This is a genomic window from Micromonospora sp. NBC_01740, from assembly GCF_035920365.1.
Taxonomy (GTDB): domain Bacteria; phylum Actinomycetota; class Actinomycetes; order Mycobacteriales; family Micromonosporaceae; genus Micromonospora; species Micromonospora reichwaldensis.
Genome location: NZ_CP109150.1, coordinates 6,284,718 through 6,305,245 on the forward strand (window position 1 = coordinate 6,284,718; position 20,528 = coordinate 6,305,245).

Below are 20,528 nucleotides of genomic sequence, written 5' to 3' on the forward strand. Positions count from 1 at the left end.
ACGACGGCACGCCCGTCGAGCCCTCGGAAACCGACGTGGGCAACCGCAGCGGCCTCGCCGATCTCCGATGGCGCCGTCCAGCCCTGGCACCTGGCCATGCCCCACCAACCGGCCCAGCCTTACTGCCACTCATGTGCAGTTGCATAATATGGGCGACTATGGAAACGCATGCCGGCACCCCGAGGCCGATCACGCGCTACGGCGCCCCGGTGCTGCACCGCCGGTGCGCCCCGGTGACCGTCTTCGACGACGCGCTCGCCACGCTCGTCGACGACATGTTCGCCAGCATGTACGCCGCCCACGGCGTGGGTCTGGCCGCGAACCAGATCGGCGTCGACGCCCGGATCTTCGTCGTCGACTGCCCCGACGCCACCGGTACCCACACCGTCGCCCACGTGATCAACCCGGTGCTGCACCTACCCGAGCACCGGGAACTCGTGACCGACTCCGAGGGATGTCTGTCCGTCCCGGGACAACAGGCCGACCTGGCCCGCTCCGCCACCGCCGCCGTCACCGGAGTCGACCTGCACGGCGAGCCGATCCGCCTGGAGGGCACCGGCACCCTCGCCCGCTGCTTCCAGCACGAGGTCGACCACCTCGACGGCCTCGCCTACGTCGACCGGCTCCCCATCAAGCAACGTAAGCAGATCCTGGCCGCCAGCGCCGAACACCCCGGCGTCGGCGTCGGCACCCCCGACGGCACCTGACCATGCCGATCGTCCTCGGCATCGAGACGTCCTGCGACGAGACCGGCGTCGGCATCGTCGCCGACGGTGTCCTGCTCGGCGACGCCCTGGCAACCAGCATGGAAGAGCACGCCCGCTTCGGCGGCGTCGTACCCGAGATCGCCGCCCGCGCCCACCTGCACGCCATCACCCCGATGGTCACACACGCCCTCGACCGCGCCGGTATCGGCTTCGCCGACATCGACGCCGTCGCCGCGACCGCCGGCCCAGGCCTCGCCACCGCCGTACAGGTCGGCCTCGCCGCCGGCAAGGCCTACGCCCTCACCCTCGGCGTGCCCCTCTACGGCGTACACCACCTCGCCGGCCACGCCGCCGTCGACATCCTCGAACACGGGCCCCTGCCCGCCCGCTGCGTCGCACTGATCGTCTCCGGCGGCCACACCAGCCTGCTGCTCCTCGGTGACCTCGCCCGTGACCCGGTCGTCCACCTCGGCGACACCGTCGACGACGCCGCCGGGGAGGCATTCGACAAGGTCGCCCGCCTGCTCGGCCTGCCCTACCCCGGCGGCCCGGCGATCGACCGGATCGCCCGCACCGGCGACCCCGCCGCGATCGCCTTCCCCCGGCCGATGACCGGCCCACACGACCCGCCCTACCGATTCTCCTTCTCCGGCCTCAAGACCGCGGTGGCCCGCTGGGTCGAACAACGCCGCGACCAACCAGTTCCGGTGGCCGACGTCGCCGCCTCCTTCCAGGAGGCCGTCGCCGACACCCTCACCCGCAAGGCCCTCGCCGCCTGCCGCGACCACCACGCCGACACCCTCCTGCTCGTCGGCGGCGTCGCCGCCAACAGCCGCGTGCGCGCACTCGCCGAACAACGCTGCCGCACGGCGGGCGTACGGCTGCGTGTCCCCTCACCACGGCTCTGCACCGACAACGGCGCCATGATCGCCACCCTCGGCGACCTCCTCGCCGCCGCCGACGCTACCCCGGACCCACTCGACCTCGGCGCCGACCCGTCCGCCGTACTGCACGGCGCGCTCCTGCACGGTCCCCGCTGACGACACGACCGGGTCGGCGGCCACACCTTCACCGTGCGCGATGCGACCGCCCCGCCGTCCGGGGCGCCAGGGTCAGGCGGCTGCGCACCTCCGGCGGGCTGTCGAGGCGTACCTCGTACAGCCGCCCCTCGGCGTGCGCCGGCGTCTGGTCCGTGTAGTGCGGCGAGAGGGGATGTCCCGAGCTGCCGTGGCGGAGCACGTCGCGGATGCGGGTGCTGCCGGAGGGGCCGAACTCCACGACGAAGCGCCAGGGCGCGCCCTCGACCACCTGGCCGTGGCGGTCGGGATACATCAGGCAGACGCTCTGCCCGCCGCCGCTTACCGGGGTCGGGGGCGATCCGTACAGCGAACGCAGCGTGTCCGACGCCGCGGCCAGGGGATGCTGGTCCGCGATCCGGTTCGACCTGCCGTAACGCCAGCCGGTGGGGTCGTCGCCGAATCTGTCGGCGAGTCGACGCGCCGCCTCGGTGAGGGCGTCGGCCACGACGACCGGCATTTCCTCCGTCTCGCCGAGCCGCCGGCGGGCGTCCGCGTCCATCACCAGGTGATCCACCTGGAGGGTCACATCGGTCATGGCGTCGGCGACGGCCGCACCGAGCCGGCTGGTGATCCAGCGCTCGGTCAACACGCGGGCCAGCGCCCCGAAGACCAGAGGTGCGGCCTGATCGGCGTCGTCCCTGCCGTCCCAGGTGGCCAACGACTGATGGCCGAACACGGCCAGTGGCGACTCCGGTGGATGCTCGTCGAGTGCCTTCAGCAGGGTGGGCAGGATGCGCTGTGCCCTGCCGTTGCGCAGGTCCATCTGCCACGCGCCGAAGTCGTCCGGGCGGGCCGTCGGCGTCGCCGTCAGCAGTTCCTCGATCCGGTCGGCCCGGTACGGTCCGCCCCAGTCGCTGCCCAGGTGCGGGGCGACCCCGTCGGGCAGGATCTGGTGGTTGGCGCTGACCACGAAGCCCGCTGGCGGATCGACGACCTCCGGTAGCTCGTCGAACCCGAGCGTGGTGCTCCAGCGAGCGGCCACCTCTGCCGCGCCGGCCGGGGCGAGGCCCTCCCGACGGTCTCGGCGGGGCACGATTCCGGCCGTCCGCAGCGCGACCGTCCCGTCCCGGGTCGCGACGACGAGGTTGAGCACGGGCACACCGAAGCCCCGCAGGGTTTCGCGGAACGCCGGGTAGTCGCGCGCCCGCCACATCCGCTGGCAGCTCTCGGCCTCGGTGGACGGGTGCAGACCACTCCAGTAGAGGGCCACCGGCTCGGCTTCCGCACCGCGCGGGCCCGGCAGGTCGACGTATCCCGTACCGCCTGCGGCGCACACGGAGATCTCGGTCCCGCCGCGCACCCGGACGACGCTGGTCTGCGACCACCGTGGCTCTCCCGTCGGGTCCGGCCGCTCCCCCACGGCCAGGTCCTGGGTGTCGATGGTGGAGTTGGTCACCCCCCACGCGAGATCCGGGTTGGCGCCGATCACCAGTCCGGGCACGCCCGGCACCGTCACCCCGTACGCGCGTTCGCCGTCGAGGTCCAGTCCCAGCTGGTACCAGAGGCTCGGGTGGGTGAACAGGATGTGCGGGTCGTTGGCCAGCGCGGCGAAGCCGGTGGCGGACCTGGCCGGGGACACCGCCCACGCGTTCGAGCCGCTCCCCTGCCGGCCCGCGAAGAGGTCGCCGAGGTGGGCGGCGCCGGCCGCGGAGAGCAGCGCGGTGTCGCCGCGCCGTGCCGCCGGCCCCGCCGGGGCGCCGGCCCTGATGGTGACGCTGCCGCCGGGCGGGTACTTCGGCGCCAGGAAGCTGTGGACGAGGTCCGGTCGCTCCGCCAGCAGCCGGCTACGGAAGACCTCCTGCTGCAGGTTGCGGCCCAGGTGGAAACCGAGCTGCTTGACGACGGCCAGCGAGTCGCCGACCGACCACGGGCCCGGCCGGTACCTCAGGAGGTGGAATTCGGGCGGGAGCTGCCCGCGGCGCCGCATCCGGCGTACCGCGGTGTCGACCCCGTGGGCGAAGGCCGCGAGGTTGGCGCGGGCAGGCGGTGAGAGCAGTGCCTCGCTCTGGCGGGCGGCCCGATCGAAGGCGAGGGTACGGGCGAGGACGTCCGAGCCGGCGGCACGAGCGCCGAACACCTCCGCCAGTCGTCCGGTCGCCCGCCGGCGCAGGACGTCCATCTGCCACAGCCGGTCGTACGCCATCGCGACCCCGACGCCCACGTAGAGATCACGCTCGTCGCCCGCCCGGATCCACGGGATGCCGCGTTCGTCCCGGTCGATGTCGACGGTCCCATGCAGGGCCGCCACGGAAAGTACCCGGGTGCGCCGGAGCGCCCGACTGCTCGGCCAGGCGGCCAGGCGCAGGATGCCCGCCGCGGCTCTCATGACGCCTTTTCGGTCTCCGCCTCCGGGAGGGTGTCGTGGCGGCTCAGGTCGGGGATGCGCCGGCCGACCAGCAGGTAGAGCGCGACGCTCACCAACGCCAGGGAGCCGATGGCGAGGAACATGACCGGCCCGCCGAAGGACGCGAGGACGAGACTGCCGAGGAACGGTCCGGTGAACCCGCCGACCTGCGCGAAGGTCTGTGCGCCGAAGTAGGCCCCGCGCCGTTCCTCGGGCGCGATGCGGTCGACGAGCGCGAACTCCGACGGCACGATCAGGGTCTCGGCGACGGTGAACACCACCATCGCCACGATGTAGTGCCACATCTGCTCGGAGATCGCGAAGCCGGCCATCCCCACGAAGGTGAGGATCCCACCGAGGGTGATGGCGTTCAGCGGGTTGTAGCGCTGCACGTAGCCGGCGGCGAAGAGCTGGAGAACGATCACCGCCACCGCGTTGGTGGTCATGACCGCGGCGAGCACCCGGGCGCTGTCGGCGAAGTCGATGACGAAGTTCTGGGCGAGCAGCACCGAGATCCTGCTGTGCACCGTCTCCAACAGGATCGCGCCGATGAGCAGGAGGAGCAGGCGGCGGTCCGACATCACCGCCCGGGCCGATTCGCCCAGTCCCCGGACGATGGCGCCCGTGCTGCGGCCGAGCGTCGTCAGCCCGCCGTCCCCCGTGGACGGCCGTGGCAGCTGCCGCGTGGCCGCCCAGAGGACGGCGAGGTAGACCAGGTACACGCCGGCGGCGGCGGGGAACGAGAGCCGGGCGCCGGTGAGCCCGAGGGCCACGCCGATCAGCGGACCGACGGCGTAGCCGGCGTTGATCGCGAGGTACTGGTAGGAGAACCACTTCACCCGCAGCGCGACGGGGAGCAGGTCGCTGATGAGTACCTTCGCGACCGGGCTGAAGGCACTGGTGGCGAACGCCATGGACGCGTTGAAGGCGAACGCCGTCGCGGCGTCGCGGGCGAAGTAGAACCCGACGAAGCTGCCGATCACCACCAGCAGGCAGGAGAGCAGGACCCGGCGGCGGCCCACGATGTCGGAGAGCGCGCCGCCGAGGAACCCACCGGAGATGCCGAAGAGCACGGAGGAGCCGATGACCAGGCCGACCGCCGAGACGGACAGGCCGAGTTCGTTGCGGAGGTAGATGGTGAGGAAGGGAATCGTCACGCCGTTGGCCAGGCTCATCACGCCGGAACCGCCGACGAGGATCCTGGCCAGTCGCGGTGGGCGGAACGCTGCGCTCGCAGCCGGTTCCCGGGTCAACTCGGATTTCCTTCCGTCTTGTCCTGCTGGCGCTGGAATTCGGTCATTGCCTCGGCGACGGTCGCCGCTCCGGGCTCACGCAGCATGCCTTCGTGGCTGGTGGCCACCACCGTCTCGGTCAGGTTCGGCAGCACCAGGTGCCAGCCCTCGGTGTGCCCGCCGTCGTCGGTGGACCTCTCCAGGCCCGCCACCAGGAGCAGCGCGGGCACGGCCAGTGCAGGCGCGGGCTCTGCCATGATCCGTCCCATCGTCCGGTAGTCCTCGAAGGCGTGGGCGAGCCCACCGATCGTGGCAGCCAGCGCGGGTGCCGCGGTGGAGGCGGCCCACCGCAGCAGTTCCGTGTCGGCCATCCCGGCTGCGGACTGCGGGGAGAGCTCGCGCCACCGGCGGGTGTGCTCGGGAAACGCGAGGGCCACGTCGGAGAGGAAGGCGACCAGCTGGGCCCGGTGCTCCTCGGAGAGGCGCTGGTGGAGACAGCGTGGGCTCGGCGCGTCGAGCAGGGTGATGCTCCGCACCTGGTGGCCGGCCGCCCGTACCGCGTGGGCGAGGTGCAGCGCCATCGCCCCACCCAGGGAGTGTCCGACGAGGTGGACCCCGGGATCGACGACGGGCAGCAGCTCGGTCAGGCACGCCTGCGCGGCCACGGCGGAGGACGGCGTGCCGTCCTGGGCCCGGAGGAGGTCCCGGGTGTGCAGGGCGTGGAACGGGCGGCCCCGGACGTGCGTCGACAGCCGCGCCATCGAGGCTGCGATCCCGAAGACGCCGGGCAGCGCCACCACGGGCGCCCGGCCCGCCGCGGAGTCCCCCAGCGGCAACAGGTCGACCGGGCGGCGGGACGCCGCACCCGGGCCGGCCTGCCGGGCCCGGCGGACCGCGCCCGCCACCGCCCGTACCGTCGGCGCCCGCAGGAAGTCGCGCAGCGGGACGACGACACCGAACTGCCGGCGTACGGCGGCCAGCAGGCGGGTCGCCAGCAGGGAGTTCCCGCCCTGCCGGAAGAAGTCGGTGTCCGGTTCGACCTCGGTGCCGGGCAGCAGCTCGGCCAGGATCGTCAGCAGGGACCGCGTGACGTCGTCGACGCCCGCGGGCACGTGTGGCGTCAGGACGGGGCCGGGATCGGGCAGGGCTGCCCGGTCGAGTTTGCCGTTGGCGGTGCGCGGCAGCGCGTCGACGGCGACGAACGCGGACGGAACGGCGTACGCCGGAAGCCGGTCCTCCAGCCGGGAGCGCAGCTGCGCCGGGCCGGCGTCGCCGACGACGTACGCCACCAGCCGCGTTCCCGTGCCGGGTGCGGTGTGCGGCACCACCGCGGCCTGCCGTACCCCGGGCAGGGCGAGCAGGGCGGCGTGCACCTCCCCCAGCTCCAGGCGGTAGCCGCGGATCTTGACCTGGTCGTCGTTGCGCCCGTGGTACTCGTACTCGCCGGAGGGCGTCCGCCGGGCGAGGTCCCCGGAGCGGTATCCGCGTACGGCCCGGCCCTGCGCGTCGGTGACGGTGACGAACCGCTGCGCGGTGAGTTCCGGCTGCCCCAGGTATCCGAGGGCCACGCCCGCGCCCGTGACGATGATCTGCCCGATCCCACCGTCGGCGACCGGCTGGTCGTCCTCGTCCCACAGCAGGAAGTCGAGGTCGGGAAGTGGCGCGCCGATCAGGCTGGTCGTGCCGGCGAGGTCGGGGGCGAGGATCCGGCGGTACGACGCGTGGACGGTGGTCTCGGTGATCCCGTACATGTTGACCAGTTCGGGCCCGGCGTCGCCGTACTTGGCGACCCACGGCCGCAGGTCCGCGAACCGGAGCGCCTCACCGCCGAAGACCACCCACCGCAACGGCAGCCGGTCGTCGTACTCGTCCTCCTGGGCCGCCAGCGCACTGAAGGCGGTGGGCGTCTGGCTGAGCATCGTGACCCGCTCCGCCCGCAGCAGGCGCCGCAGGGCCACCGGGTCCCGCATGACCTCGCCCTCGACGACGACCACACACCCGCCGGTGAGCAGCGCCCCCCACATCTCCCACACCGAGAAGTCGAAGGCGAACGAGTGGGCCATGGTCCACACGTCGCCCGGCCCGAACCCGAACAGTGGCTGCGTGGTGCCGATCAGGCGCAGGACGTTGGCGTGGGAGACCTCGATGCCCTTGGGACGGCCGGTCGTGCCCGAGGTGTGGATGACGTACGCCCGGTCGGTGGGCGCGATCGGGCGGGCCGGTGCGGCGGGCGGGTCCGGCTGCTCCCCGCCGTTGTCCGGCGCGTCGAGCAGGACAGCCGCGGCCGTCGCGGGCAGGGAGCCGGCCAGCGCACCCGTGGTGATCACGAGGGACGGCGCCGCGTCACCGACGATCGTGCCGGTACGGACGGCGGGCGCCTCCGGGTCGAGCGGCAGGTACGCGGCCCCCGTGCGGAGCACCGCCAGCGCCGCCACGATCATCCGCGCCGAGCGCGGCAGCAGCACGCCGACCGGCCGACCGGGCGGCGCGACAGTCGCGATCCGGCCGGCCAGGGCCCGGGAGGCGGCGGCCAGTTCCCGGTACGTCAGGGCCTGCCGGTCGCAGCGGACGGCGACCCGGTCGGGGTGCCGTCCGGCGACCTCGTCGAAGGCGGCGACGAGGTTGTCGGCGGTGACCGGTGCGGTGGCGGCCGGGCCGACCTCCGGTGTGGACACCTCGCGGCGTCCGGCGAGCCGCCGACGCAGCCGTAGCGCGCGATCGGTCGACGTCATGAGCATCTCTCCCCAGGTTTCGTCCCGCTGGTCCTCACAGGTCGAGCACCAGCGGGACGATCAGCCCTGCCGCTTCGACCCGCGACACGTACGCGCCCCAGTGCGGGGAGTCGATGAGCGTCGCCGTCGCGCGGTGGTCGATCTCCAGGGACTGGCCGCTCACCTCCCGCCAGATCTCCCCGAGCGCCCCGCGGTCCTTGTCGTCAACGAGCGTCGCCTCCTCCACCGGCCGGTCCGGGCTGCCCAGGAAGAACCTCAGCAGCCGGTCGGCCGCCCCGGCCAGCCGGTCGACGGCCTCCGGGGTGAACAGCGACCGGTCGTACTCGATGGTCAGCCCGATCCGGTCCTCGTCGGTGAAGTGCAGCAACAGGTCGAAGCGACTCGTCTGCGCGCCCAACGGGGTCACGCTCGTGTCCAGGCCCGGCAGCGCGGCGACACCGTGCATCGACCGGGCGACGGAGACCACGACCTGCACCAGGGGGTTCACCCCGGGTCGACGGGGTGCTCCCACGAGGTCCACGATCTTCTGCAACGGCAGGCTCTGGTGGTCCAAGGCGTTCAGGGCGCTGTCCCGGACCGATGCGACGACGGCCCGCGCGCTGTGCTCCGGGTCGACCTGGTAGCGGAACGGCACGGTGTTGGCGAAGAAGCCGACGAGGTCCCTCGTCTCAGCCGGGTGCCGACCGGCGACGGCCGCGCCGATCACCACGTCCGACTGCTGGGCGAGCTTGGCCATCAGCACCGCGCTGACGGCGTGCACGACCATGAAGAGGGTCACGTTGTGCTGCTGCGCGAACGCCCGCACCTCGGCGGAGAAGGACTCGTCCCACTCCCGGCGGCGCCGGCCCGCGGCCCGCGCGCGGTCCTCGGTCCGCTCCAGGTCGGTCGCGAGGGCGAGTTCCCCGTCGTAGCCCTTCAGGTAGGACCGCCAGAAGTCGCCGTCGCGTCGGGCCGGCGCCGATTCGAGGTAGTCCTGCTGCCAGCGGGAGTAGTCGCCGTACTGGATCGGGAGCGGGGCCAGGTCCGCCTCCCGACCCGCCCGGTGGGCCGCGTACGACTCCGCGATCTCCCGCAGGATCAGCTCGTTGGACCAGCCGTCGGTGACCACGTGGTGGCTCGTCCATTCGAGCACGTGGTCCCGGTCGGCGAAGCGGTACAGGGTGGCCCGGGTCAGCACGCCACCGAGGTCGATGCGTCGCGTCGCCCGCTGCCGGACGTACTCCATCATCGCCTCGGTGTCCCCCTCCGCGACCACGCCGTCGGTGACCTCCCGGACCCGCAGGCGCGGCTTCGCATCGGGGTCCACGACCAGCAACGGCACGCCGTCGCGTTCGACGATCCGGCTGGACAACACCTCGTGCCGCGCGACGAGCCGGTCGACGGCCGCCCGCAGCGCCGTCACGTCGAGGTCACCGCGCAGATGCAGGAGGTACCCGTCGGTGTAGGCGCCGTCGGAGTCGATCTGGTCGAGGTACCAGAGGCTCGACTGCGCCATGGACAGCGGGAACTCCCGCAGGCCGGCGGGCCTCGCCGGGATCGGCACCTCCGACTCCCGGTCGTCGGTCAGCGCCGCCTCGACCCGGGCGGCGAAACCCCGCAGCGTCGGGTTCTCGAACAGCTCCCGGATCGGCAGGCGGACCCCGAGGCGGTCCCCCAGCCGGGCGAGGACCTGCGTCGCGTGCAGGGAGTGGCCGCCCAGGTCGAAGAAGCTGACCTGGGGCCCGGGCCGGCGACCGGCGAGCACGGAGGCCCAGATCTCGGCGACGGCCTCCTCCGTCGGGGTCATCGGGGCGGAGCTCGCCTCGGTCGGTTCGTCGACCGGGGACAGGGCCGTCGCCGCCAGCGCGCGGGTGTCGACCTTGCCGTGGCTCGTACGCGGCAACTGGTCGACGCGGACGAGGAAGTCCGGGATGGCGTTGCGTGGCAGGACCTGGCCGAGCCCGGAGCGCACCTCCTCGGGCCGCAGGTCCCGGCGGATTAGGGAGCCCTCGGTCGCACCGCCGGCGCCGCCGGAGACCACCTCCGGTACGAAGAAGCCCGCGAGTTGCTTGCCGCCGTCGGCGGACTGCCGGACGATCACGACGCTCTCCTGGACGCCCTCGACGCCGGCGAGGGCGCGGCCGACCTCGTCCAGTTCGACCCGGTTCCCTCTGATCTTGAGCTGGTTGTCGGTCCGGCCGAGGAACTCCACCGAGCCGTCCGCCAACCGGCGGCCACGGTCACCGGTGCGGTACATGATGCCGTCCCCGTCCCCGACGAAGGGGTCGCTGACGAAGCTCGCGGCGGTCCGGTCGGGGTCGTTGACGTAGCCGCCGCCGACGCAGACGCCGCCGGCGTACAGCTCACCCGGCGTGCCGGTGGGCACCGGCTCCCGGGCGCCGTCCAGCACGTACAGGGCGGTGTTGCGCGCGGGCCGTCCGAGGGGGACGGAGGCGTCCCGCTCGTCGACGTCCGCCGCGACGAGGTGGTGCAGGACGTCGTCGGACGTCTCGGTCGCCCCCCACATGTTCAGCAGTCCCACCCCGGGCAGCAGCCGGCGGAACGTGTTGGCGGACTGCGGGGTCAGGGTCTCCGCCTGCGAGGCGACCCAGCGCAGGCGGAACGGGGGGAACGCGTCGACGCCGTAGAACGCGAGTTCGGCGCACATGATGTTGAGCACGGAGGGCGTCACCTCCAGCACGGTGACCCCGTCCTCGGCCACGGCCCGCAGCAGCGACGCCGCGTCCTGGCCGATCTCGTCCGGGTAGATCACGGTCGTGGCGCCGACGGCGAGCGGCGCGAGGAGTTGCCAGACGGAGATGTCGAAGGTGGCGGCGGCGTCCTGGGCCAGCCGGTCGCCGGGCCGCAGGTCCAGTTGCTGGATCTTGGCGTCGATGTGGTTGAGCATGCCGTCGTGCCGGATCAGGGCGCCCTTGGGGTCGCCCGTGGATCCCGAGGTGAAGAGGACGTACGCGCTGTCCCGACCGCCCGGTGCGGGGCCGAGCCCGGCCGGCGTGCCGGCGGCGGCGAGGACGTCCGCCAAGTCGACCAGCTCGACCTCACCGATCGCGGCCAACGCGGCGCGGTGCGTCTCGTCGGACACCACCAGCCTCGCCTCCGCCCGCCCGACCATGCGGGCGACGCGTGCGGCCGGGCCCTGCGGCAGCGGCAGGTACACCGCGCCGAGGCGGAGGATGGCGAGGGTGACGACGAGGTAGTCGATGTTCCGGCCGCTGGCCAGGCCGACCACGGTGCCGTGGCCCACCTGCCGGTCACGCAACCATCCGGCCGCCCGCTCGACGTGCGCGGCGAGCTCCCGGTAGGTGATCTCGCGGCCGCGACAGACGGCGGCCACCTCGTCGGGGAACGTCCGCACCGAATGGGCCATCCGTTCGAGGAAGCCCGTGGCCGTCGCCGGCTCGACCGGCCCGCGTGAGATCTCCACCAACGCCCGGTACCGCTGCTCACCGAGCAGCGCGACCTGCGTCGGCTCGTCGTCGGGCTGGTCGACGACGCTGGTCAGCGCCCGCAGGAAGATGTCCGCCACCTCGTGGAGCTGGTCCTCCGAGATCCGCTCCATGTTCGCTTCGAGGTCGAGCGTGAGCAGTCGACTGAACGGGTCCTTGTTGAACTCGGCCCGCAGGGTGAAGTTCGTCTGGATGTAGCCGAAGCCGTCGACCACCTCGATGCCGGTGGCGTGGGCGAGCCGTTCGTAGCCGTGGAAGTGGGTGTAGTTGAACATGATGTCGGTCAGCTCGGGCACGCCGGCGAGACGGAGCATCTCGGCGTGCGGGAAGCGCCGCACCGGCAGCAGTTCCCGCTCCTTGTCGCTGGTCGCCGCGATCAGGTCGCGCCAGGTGCGACCCCGCGGCCGGAACCGGAAGGGTACGAGGTTGAGGTGCAGGCCGATGACCTCGGTGCCACCCTCCTCCTCGATCCGCCCGTTGGCGGCGACGCCCAGCACGACGTCGTCGCGTCCCGTGAGCGCCATCACCACCCGCGCCTGGACGGCCATCACCACGTGTTTGACCGACACCCCGCAGGCGGCGGCGAGCTGGTGCAGGCGGTCGGAGAGTTCCGCCGGGAGGTCCACGCTGAGGAAGCCCATCCGCCCCTCGTGGACGGCGCCGGAGCCCCGGGCGAGGCGGGGCAGCAGGCTCGGCTCGACGTCGGCCAGTTCCTGCCGCCAGAACTCCCGCACCGCCTCGTCGCGGAGCACGGCCTGTTCCTCGGCGATGAAGTCGGCGTACCGGCGGACGGGCAGGGCACGGTCGTGCGACGCGATGCCCTGCAGGTCCTGCCAGTAGTCGACGAGGATCTCCGCGAGCAGCGACGTCTCGCTCCACCCGTCGAACATCGTGTCGTGGAAGCTCATGGAGAACATGAACTCGTCCGGGCCGAGCAGGTGCGCCGTGAACCGCACCAGTGGCGGCTGCGCCCAGTCGTACGGGTTGCTCATCTCCCGACGTTGCCAGGCCTCGAACTCGGCCAGCTGCCGATCCTCGTCGAACCGGCTCAGGTCCGTCACGTTCAGTGGGGTCCGGGCCCGCGCGTGGACGACCTGGAGCGGTTGCGAGAAGCCGGACAGGTGGAACGACGTCCGCAGGATCTCGTGGCGCTCGGTCACCCGCGCGAGCGCGCGGCTCATGGCGTCGTGGTCGAACCCCGCGCGCAACCGGAACATGAAGATGTCGCAGTACATGTTGACGCCCTCGGCGTACGCGCTGTGGAACAGCACGCCGGCCTGGAGGGTGGCCAACGGGTAGGCGTCCACCGCGTCGGCCGGCAGGTGCGCCCGGTCCGCCGGGTCGATGAGGCTGAACGGCTCGACCGGCGGGTCGGTCGACTCGTCCGTGGTGACCGCGTACGTGGCCAGCGCACGGGGCGTCTTCAGCTCGTAGATGTCGGCCAGGTCCAGCGTCATCCCGCGGTTCGCCGCCGCCGCACGCAGCTGCACCGCGATGATGGAGTCCCCGCCGATGCCGAAGAAGGAGTCGTCGGGTCCCACCCCCTCGACGCCGAGCACCTCCTCGAACAGCGCGCAGATCGCCCGTTCCACCGTCGCCGTCGAGGCGTCGGCGACCGCCTCCGTAGCCATCGGCGCCCGGAGCTGGTTGGCCGGGGTGGGTGCGGGCAGGAGCGTGAAGTCGGCCTTCCCGTTGGCGTTCACGGGAATCTCCGGCACCGGGACGACGAACGCCGGGAGCATGTACGACGGCAGGCCCGCCCGCAGCAGTTCCGGGATCTCGCCCAGCTCGCAGCCGGGGTCGTGGGTCACGTACGCGACGATCTGCGTCCGGTCGTTGCCGGCGCCCGACGCCGGCTGCCCGGCCCGGACGAGACTGCGGACCGAGGAGATCCGCCCGGACACCGCCTCCTGCTTCACCACCGGATTGCGCTGCGGGCGCGCCCGGCGGACGGTCACCGCGACCTGCTCGACGCCGGGTACCGCGCTCAGCGCCGCGTGGATCTCCCCGAGCTCGACCCGGTGCCCACGGATCTTGACCTGGTCGTCGGCCCGCCCCAGGTACTCGTACTCCCCGGCGGGGGTCAGCCGCGCGAGGTCACCGGACCGGTATCCCCGCACGGGCCTGCCGTCGACGGTCAGGTCGAGGAACCGCTCAGCGGTCGCTCCGGGCTGGCCCAGGTATCCGGTGGCCACCCCCGGTCCGGTCACGATGATCTCGCCGGTCTGGCCCGGGGCCACCGGCCGGCCCTGCTCGTCCCAGAGCAGGAAACCGAGGTCCGCCAACGGACGGCCGATGAGGCTGGCCGTGCTCGTCAGGTCGGCCGCCAGGACCCTGCGGTACGAGGAGTGGACCGTCGTCTCCGTGATGCCGTACATGTTGACCAGCTGCGGCTGCTGGTCGCCGTACCTGTCCACCCAGGGCCGGAGGTCACCGAAGCGCAGCGCCTCGCCGCCGAAGACCACCCACTTCAGCGGCAGCCTGTCGGGCCGGGAGACCTCGTGCGCCACCAGGCTGTTGAAGGCGGTGGGGGTCTGGCTGAGCATCGTCACCTGTTCGTCGGCGAGCAACGCCCGGAAGGCCACCGGGTCCCGTGCGACGTCCTGTCCCACGACGACCAGCCGGCCACCGGACAGCAGCGCGCCCCACATCTCCCAGACGGAGAAGTCGAAGGCGAACGAGTGGAACATCGTCCAGACGTCCCCGGCGCCGAAGCCGAACTGCGGCTGGGTGGTCCGGATCAGGCGCAGCACGTTGCCGTGGCTGACCTCCACGCCCTTCGGCCGCCCGGTGGTGCCCGAGGTGTAGATCACGTAGGCGCGGGTGTCCCACGCCGCGGGGCACCGCCCGTCGGTGGCGCCGCTGCGGTCCTCCGCGACGTCCTGCGGCCCCAGCACCGGGGTGTCCGGCGGCAGCAGCTCCGCCAGCTCGGGAGTCGTCAACACCACCGAGGGCGCCGCGTCCGCCACGATCATTCTCAGCCGGGCGGCGGGGGTGGACGGATCGACCGGCACGTACGCCGCGCCGACCCGCAGCACGGCGAGGCTCGCGACCACCATGTCCGTCGAACGCGGCAGGAACAGCAGCACCGGACGCGACGGGTCGTCGACCCGCGCCCTGATCGCCGCGGCGAGCGCCGTCGAGCGGGTGGCCACCTCGGCGTACGACATCCGCCGGTCGCCGCAGCACACCGCGATGCTGTCCGGGTCACGTCGGACGACCTCGTCGAACGACTCCACCAGATTACCGACGGCACCATCGGAAGCAGTCATCATCTCCGCCTTAGCTGAGTCGAACCGGGTCGTGAGCGAGTGGTGCGGACGGCCGTCGGACCAGCCGGGCGAGGTTCTCGGAGAACCGCCGGCACACCTCGGCTGCCGTCTCCGCGGACACGAGGGTGCGTTGGTGGACGAGACGGAACGCGAGTCCGCCCGCGTCGAGGACGCCGTAGAGGCTCGTCGCGAAGGCGACGTCCACGGGCGGCACGTCGAACGTCTCGACGTCGTGGGGCCCGATCCGTCGCCGCCGGCGGCTCCAGGGCACGGACAGTCCCACGTCGCCGCCGTCCACCGGCTGCTGGAGCGTCAGCGTCGCCTGGAAGAGCGGATTCTGGCCGTGCCGATCCGCGGCGAGTGCCCGGACCAGGTCGCTGAAGGGCACGTCCGCCGTCGACAGCGCCGCCCGCAGTTCCCGCCACAGGCGTTCCTCGAGTGCCGACGGATCGGGCCGGTCGGTCAGGTCACCGAGGACGGGCACCATGTTGACCAGGTAGCCGACGGTGCCGGCGAAGCGCTGGTCGGTGCGCCCGTGGTGTGGCGCGCCGATCACGATCCTGGGCTGGCCGGTCACCTCGTGCAGGGCTTGGACGTAGGCGGCCAGCAGGGAGACGAACGGGGTGAAGCCGCGCCGCGCCGCGTGCCGGTGGAGGGTCCGTACGACGTCCGGGTCGGCCTCGAAGTCGATCCAGCCGGCCCGGTGCCGGTCCGGGTCCGGCCGTCGTCGTGCAGACCCGCCGCCAGCAGGTCGTTGCGGAAAGAGGACGAGGTCACGCAGTGGCCGCCACCTCTCCGCCAGGGCCGTGACCCGGTCGCGCCGGTCGGGATCGAGTCGCGCCTGCTGCTGCAGCCGGGCCCAGTCGGTGGCGTCCGCCGCGCCCGGTCCCGCCGTGGCCGGCGGGGCGTCGCCGCCCGTGATCCGGGGCAGGATCTCGGCGAGCAGGAGCTGAAGCGACCAGTGGTCGACGACCGCGTGATGACACGCCACGAGAAGCACCGTGCCGTCCGGCGGGTACGCCACCCCGGCCCGCACCAACGGGCCCTTCACCAGATCGAAGGGGCGGTAGGCCCGCTCGTGCAGGTAGGCGCGTACCGCCTCGTCGGGGCCGTCCGGGAAGGCCCGGCACTCCCAGTCGACCGTGCCCTGCTCGTGCACGGTCTGGACGCCGGACCCGAGCGGTCCGAGCGTCGTGCGCAGCGCGGGGTGCCGAGCGACGGCCTCGTCGATCGCGGCCCGCAACAGGGTTTCCTCGACGCGGCCGGAGACGCGCAGGGCGATCGCCAGGTTGTTCGCCCGGTTGCCGCGGGACACCTCGTCGTAGAAGTGCAGCTCGACCTGGCCGGCCGAGGCGGGGCTCACCGCGCCGGTCTCCGCCGGCAGCGGCACGGCGGCCGGGCCGGGGCTCGCGGCGGCGGCGACCAGCTCGGCCACCGACCGGTCGCCGAAGAACAGCTCGGTGTCCAGGGTGCCGTCCACCAACCGCTCGACCGCCGCCTTGAGTTCGATCAGTCGCAGCGAACCGAGTCCCAGCGCCGCCAGCGGCAGCGACGGGTCCCACTCGGCCCCTTCGAGGTTCGCGTACCGCCGGACGAGCTGTTCCACCGCAGTGGACCGGTCGCCGGGGTGGGTGTCGGCGGCGGCCCGCTCGGGCGCCACGGACGGGACCGCCGGCACGACGAGCTTGAGCCGCCCGCCGACGAACTGCTCCCTGGTGGCACGCCGGCGGACCTTCCCGCTGGAGGTCTTCGGTATCGCGCCGGGCATGACGACGACCACGTCGTCGAGGTCCAACCCGCACTCGGTGGCCACCCGACGCCGCAACCCGCCGGTCAGCGACGCGAGCAGCGCGGGGTCCGCGAGCAGCCGCGCCAGCCCGCGGCGGGAGGCCTCGACCACCAGTGCCACCCGCTGGTCACCGGTCTCCGGCTGGAACGCCGCGGCGCCGCCCTGGCGCAGGTGCTCGTCGCCCGCGGTGGCGACGGCCTCGATGTCGTGCGGGTGGTAGTTGCGGCCCGCGCGGATGATCAGATCCTTCTGGCGCCCCGCGACGTAGAGCTCGCCGTCGTACATCGCGCCGAGGTCCCCGGTACGCAGGAACGTCCCCTGCTGGCCGCCGACGGTGGCGGCGAACGTCGCGGCGGAGTCGGACCTGCCCCAGTACCCGGCGGCCACCCCGCCGGAGCTCACGCAGATCTCGCCGACCTCGCCCGCCGCGCAGGATGCGCCGTCCGCGCGGCGCACGACGACCGTCGTACCCGGTGGCGGGGTGCCGCAGGAGACCAGCGTGACCGGGTCCGTCCCCGCTGCTCCGGTCGCCCCGGTCAGCCGGCCCGTCTCGAGGGCGTGCCGGTCGAAGGTGCCGGCGCGGTAGCCGGTCGACGCCTCGGGGCCGCTGACGAAGAGCGTCGCTTCCGCCAGGCCGTAGCACGGATAGAACGCCCGGCGGTCGAAACCGAGCGGCGCGTACGCGGCGGAGAACGCGTCCATCGTCCGCCTGTGCACCGGCTCCGCGCCGTTGAAGGCGACCCGCCACGAGCTGAGGTCGATCCCGTCGAGCAGCCCGGCGTCGAAGCGGTCCGCCAGGAGCTGATAGGCGAAGTTGGGTCCACCGGAGAGGGTCGCCCTGAAACGGGACACCTCCGCTGGCCACCGCAGCGGATTCCGGACGAACGCGAACGTGTCGAGCAGGACCGCCGGTACGCCCATGAACAGCGGCAGCAACGTGGTGCCGATGAGACCCATGTCGTGGTACATCGGCAGCCAGCTGAGCACCACGTCGTCGGCGTTGATCCCGAAGCCGGCCGCGATGGCCCGGTGGTTGTCGGTGAGGTTGCCGTGGCCGACCATGACCCCCTTGGGATCGCCCGTCGATCCGGAGGTGTACTGGAGGAAGGCGAGGTCGTCCGGCGCCGGCCGGTGGGGGCCCACCGGAGCGGCGTGCGCCCGCACCGCCTCGATCGGGTGCACCGCCGGTCCGCCCGGCTCGGCCGCCAGCCCCGACAGCGCTTCGACCAGCTTCGCGGTGGTCAGCGCGTGGGTGGCTCCGCAGTCGCGCACGACGGTGGTGACGCGGTCGAGGCGCGCGTTGGGGCCCGGCGGGTAGAGCGGCACCGCGACCACGTTGGCGTAGAGGCAGCCGAGGAAGGCCGTGACGTAGTCGAGGCCGGGTGGGAAGAGCAGCAGCGCCCGGTCACCCGGTTCGGCGATCGACCGCAGGTGGCCGGCCACGGTACGAGCGCCCTCGTCGAGCTGCCCGTACGTGGTGCTGGTCGTCGCCCCGGCGCTGTCGACGAAGGTCAGCGCGGGGTCGTCCGCTCGGGTGTCCGCCCAGGCCGACAGGGCCGCGATGAGCGAGGTGTGCGTCATGGTCGTCCCTCAGTGGGCCGGGGCCAGGGACGCTTCGTCGCTGACGGCGTCCGGGCTGTCCTCGTCGACCAGCAGCTGGACCTGGTCCACGGCGGTACGGATCCGGCGGACGACCTCCGCTCTGCTGGAGCCCGTGGCGATGACGTACCCCAGGCGGTCGTAGCCGTTTCGCGGTGGTCGCACGGAGGTGCCGGGGGACGCCGTCACGGTCACCTGTTCGACGCCGTCGAGGCGCTCGATCTCCGCCCCGCCCACGGTGCCCCGGAGCGTCCCGGGTCGGGAAGCCACCAGGAACTCGATCGCGGCGTACCCGTGGGTGGTCGAGGAGAGCCGGGTCGGTCCCCCGACGGCCGCGGCCAGCTGCGCGGCGAGCAGGTCGGAGCCGGTGGCGAGGCGGTAGAGCTCGGGGATCATCCCGCCAGCCGGGCGGGGATTGATCTCGATGATGGCCGGGCCGGACGGCGTGAGGCGCACCTCGGTGTGGGTCGCCCCGTGTGACATCCCGACCGTGGCGAGCGCCCGCAGGACGGCATCCACCATCTCGGTCGCCTGATCCGCCGGCAGGTCCGCGGGAAAGACGTGACCGAGCTCCGCGAAGTACGGCCCGCCGGTCACCCGCTTCTCGGTGATCCCGAGACAGCGGTTCCCAGTGCTCTCGCCGAACACCTCGACGCTGAACTCGGCACCCCGCACGTACTCCTCGACCAGTGCGCAGCGGGCGGTCGGCATGCCCCGGACGTTGACGCGCATCGCCAGGACCGCCGCCACGTGCGCGGTCGCCTCCTCGACGGTGGCGCAGAGCAGCACGGCGTTGGATCCGGAGTCGTCTGCGGGCTTCACCACGCACGGCAGTCCGACCTCGCGCACCGCGGCAGCGGCCCGCGCCGGGTCCGTCACCGCGACGAAGCGGGGTTGCCGGATCCCGCTGTCCCGCAGCGCCTCCCGCAGCAGGGCCTTGTTCCGACAGGCGGCCACGGCCGCCGGCGGGTTGCCCGGCAGTCCCAGCCAGTCGGCCAGTTCGGCGGCGAGCACGGTGTAGAAGTCGCTCGTCGTCGTCACCCCGGCGAGCTGTTCACGACGGAACCTGCCCTGGATGAGCGAGCGCAGGGCCGGCAGGTCGTGCGTCTCGCAGACGAGGACCTCGCAGTCGGTGTCGGCGAGCCCCGGGTAACGGTCGGGACGGTCGGTGAGCAGCACCGGACGCAGCCCCATCCGTCGTGCGACGCTCAGGGCGAGCACGCCGGTCCCGCTCGTGTTCGCCTCCAGGAACAACAGGTACCGCTCGCCGTCCGTGCGCGGGACGTCGTCCGTCCGCGACCAGCTCACGGCGACCTCGCCGGGGCTGATCGGACGCGGCCGGTCCGCCGCGTCCATCTCGCGCAGGCGGTCGGCGGCCCATCCGTCGTCGTAGACGGTCTGCGCGTACCGGTCGCCGCGATCGGGGAAGATGCCGACGATCCGGGTCCCCGGCTCCGCCCGGCGAGCCACGTCCTTCAACACCTGGTAGACCGAGCCCGACGTGTTGCCGCCGAAGATCTGCTGCTCGCGGGCCAGGTCACGGGTGGCGCCGAACGCCTCCCGGTCGTTGAGCCAGTGCACCTCGTCGATCTGGCGACGGTCCAGGTTGGCGGGCTCGAGGCTGTTGCCGAGCCCGCCCTGCAGCCTGGTGGGCACGTCCGGCTGACCGAACAGCACGCTGCCCACGCAGTCCACCCCCACCACCCGCAGCTCGGGCAGCGCGCGTCGCAGCGCCCGGGCCGAGCCGCACAGCGATCCACCGGTGCCGACCGCCCCGACCAGGACGTCGAAGGAGGTGAGGTCCCCCAGCAGCTCCCCGGCCAGGGACCGGTACGCACCCGGGTTGTCCGGATTGCGGTACTGCTCGGGAAAGAACGCACCCGGCAGGGCTTCGAGGAGCTCGTGCAGCCGTTCGAGGCGGGCACCCTGCCAGCCCTGGCTGGACATCCGGTCGACGACGTGCACCTGGCAGCCCAGGGCGCGCAGCTTGGCGAGCGTCACGGGGTCGATCCGGGGGTCGGTGACGACGTGCACCGGATGGCCCAGGGCGGTGCCGACGAGGGCGACTCCCAGCGCCATCGTGCCGGAGGAACTCTCGACGATCGGCGCGCCCGGTCGGAGCACGCCCAGCCGTCTGGCCTCGAGGATCACGTAGCGGGCGACCCGGTCCTTCATCGCGAAGAGGTTCTGGAGTTCGAGTTTGGCGTACACCTCGACGCGCGGGTCGACATCCATCCTCAGCCTGATCAACGGCGTGTGCCCGATGGCGTCGACGACACTCTGGAAGATCACGCGCTGGCCCCCGATCGTCCGTGGGTGCCGACGTCG

General features: G+C 72.8%; 8 protein-coding genes. 2 read left to right on the forward strand and 6 right to left on the reverse strand.

Annotation, left to right across the window (positions count from 1 at the left end):
• The first annotated feature begins 158 nt into the window (after nt 1–158).
• On the forward strand, nt 159–707 hold the full coding sequence (gene def / locus OG989_RS27350; RefSeq protein WP_151452288.1) for a peptide deformylase: 549 nt from the start codon (nt 159–161) through the stop codon (nt 705–707).
• A 2-nt stretch (nt 708–709) separates the two neighbouring features.
• The gene (gene tsaD, locus OG989_RS27355) at nt 710–1,747 is read left to right on the forward strand and encodes a tRNA (adenosine(37)-N6)-threonylcarbamoyltransferase complex transferase subunit TsaD (RefSeq protein WP_151452289.1); all 1,038 of its coding nucleotides are present in this window, start codon (nt 710–712) and stop codon (nt 1,745–1,747) included.
• A 28-nt stretch (nt 1,748–1,775) separates the two neighbouring features.
• Here tsaD and OG989_RS27360 read toward each other — a convergent pair whose 3' ends face one another.
• From OG989_RS27360 to OG989_RS27385, 6 genes are read right to left on the reverse strand one after another with little or no spacing between them, the layout of a single operon-like run.
• On the reverse strand, nt 1,776–4,112 hold the full coding sequence (locus OG989_RS27360) for a penicillin acylase family protein (RefSeq protein WP_327028917.1): 2,337 nt from the start codon (nt 4,110–4,112) through the stop codon (nt 1,776–1,778).
• The gene (locus tag OG989_RS27365; protein WP_225851844.1) at nt 4,109–5,383 is read right to left on the reverse strand and encodes an MFS transporter; all 1,275 of its coding nucleotides are present in this window, start codon (nt 5,381–5,383) and stop codon (nt 4,109–4,111) included. Before OG989_RS27365 ends, OG989_RS27360 begins: the two co-directional genes overlap by 4 nt.
• Complete coding sequence (locus OG989_RS27370) at nt 5,380–8,094, reverse strand: amino acid adenylation domain-containing protein (RefSeq protein ID WP_327028918.1); 2,715 nt, start codon at nt 8,092–8,094, stop codon at nt 5,380–5,382. The genes OG989_RS27365 and OG989_RS27370 overlap by 4 nt, the downstream gene beginning before the upstream one ends.
• Before the next feature lie 34 nt (nt 8,095–8,128).
• Nucleotides 8,129–14,812, reverse strand: a complete 6,684-nt coding sequence (locus tag OG989_RS27375) for a non-ribosomal peptide synthetase (RefSeq protein ID WP_327028919.1) — start codon at nt 14,810–14,812, stop codon at nt 8,129–8,131.
• A gap of 10 nt (nt 14,813–14,822) precedes the next feature.
• Nucleotides 14,823–18,182 carry an AMP-binding protein gene (locus OG989_RS27380; RefSeq protein ID WP_327028920.1) on the reverse strand — a complete coding sequence of 1,120 codons (3,360 nt, stop codon included), beginning with the start codon at nt 18,180–18,182 and terminating at the stop codon, nt 14,823–14,825.
• Between the two features lie 9 nt (nt 18,183–18,191).
• Nucleotides 18,192–20,492: a pyridoxal-phosphate dependent enzyme gene (locus OG989_RS27385; RefSeq protein ID WP_327028921.1), complete on the reverse strand. Its 2,301-nt coding sequence runs from the start codon at nt 20,490–20,492 to the stop codon at nt 18,192–18,194.
• Nucleotides 20,493–20,528 lie beyond the last annotated feature (36 nt).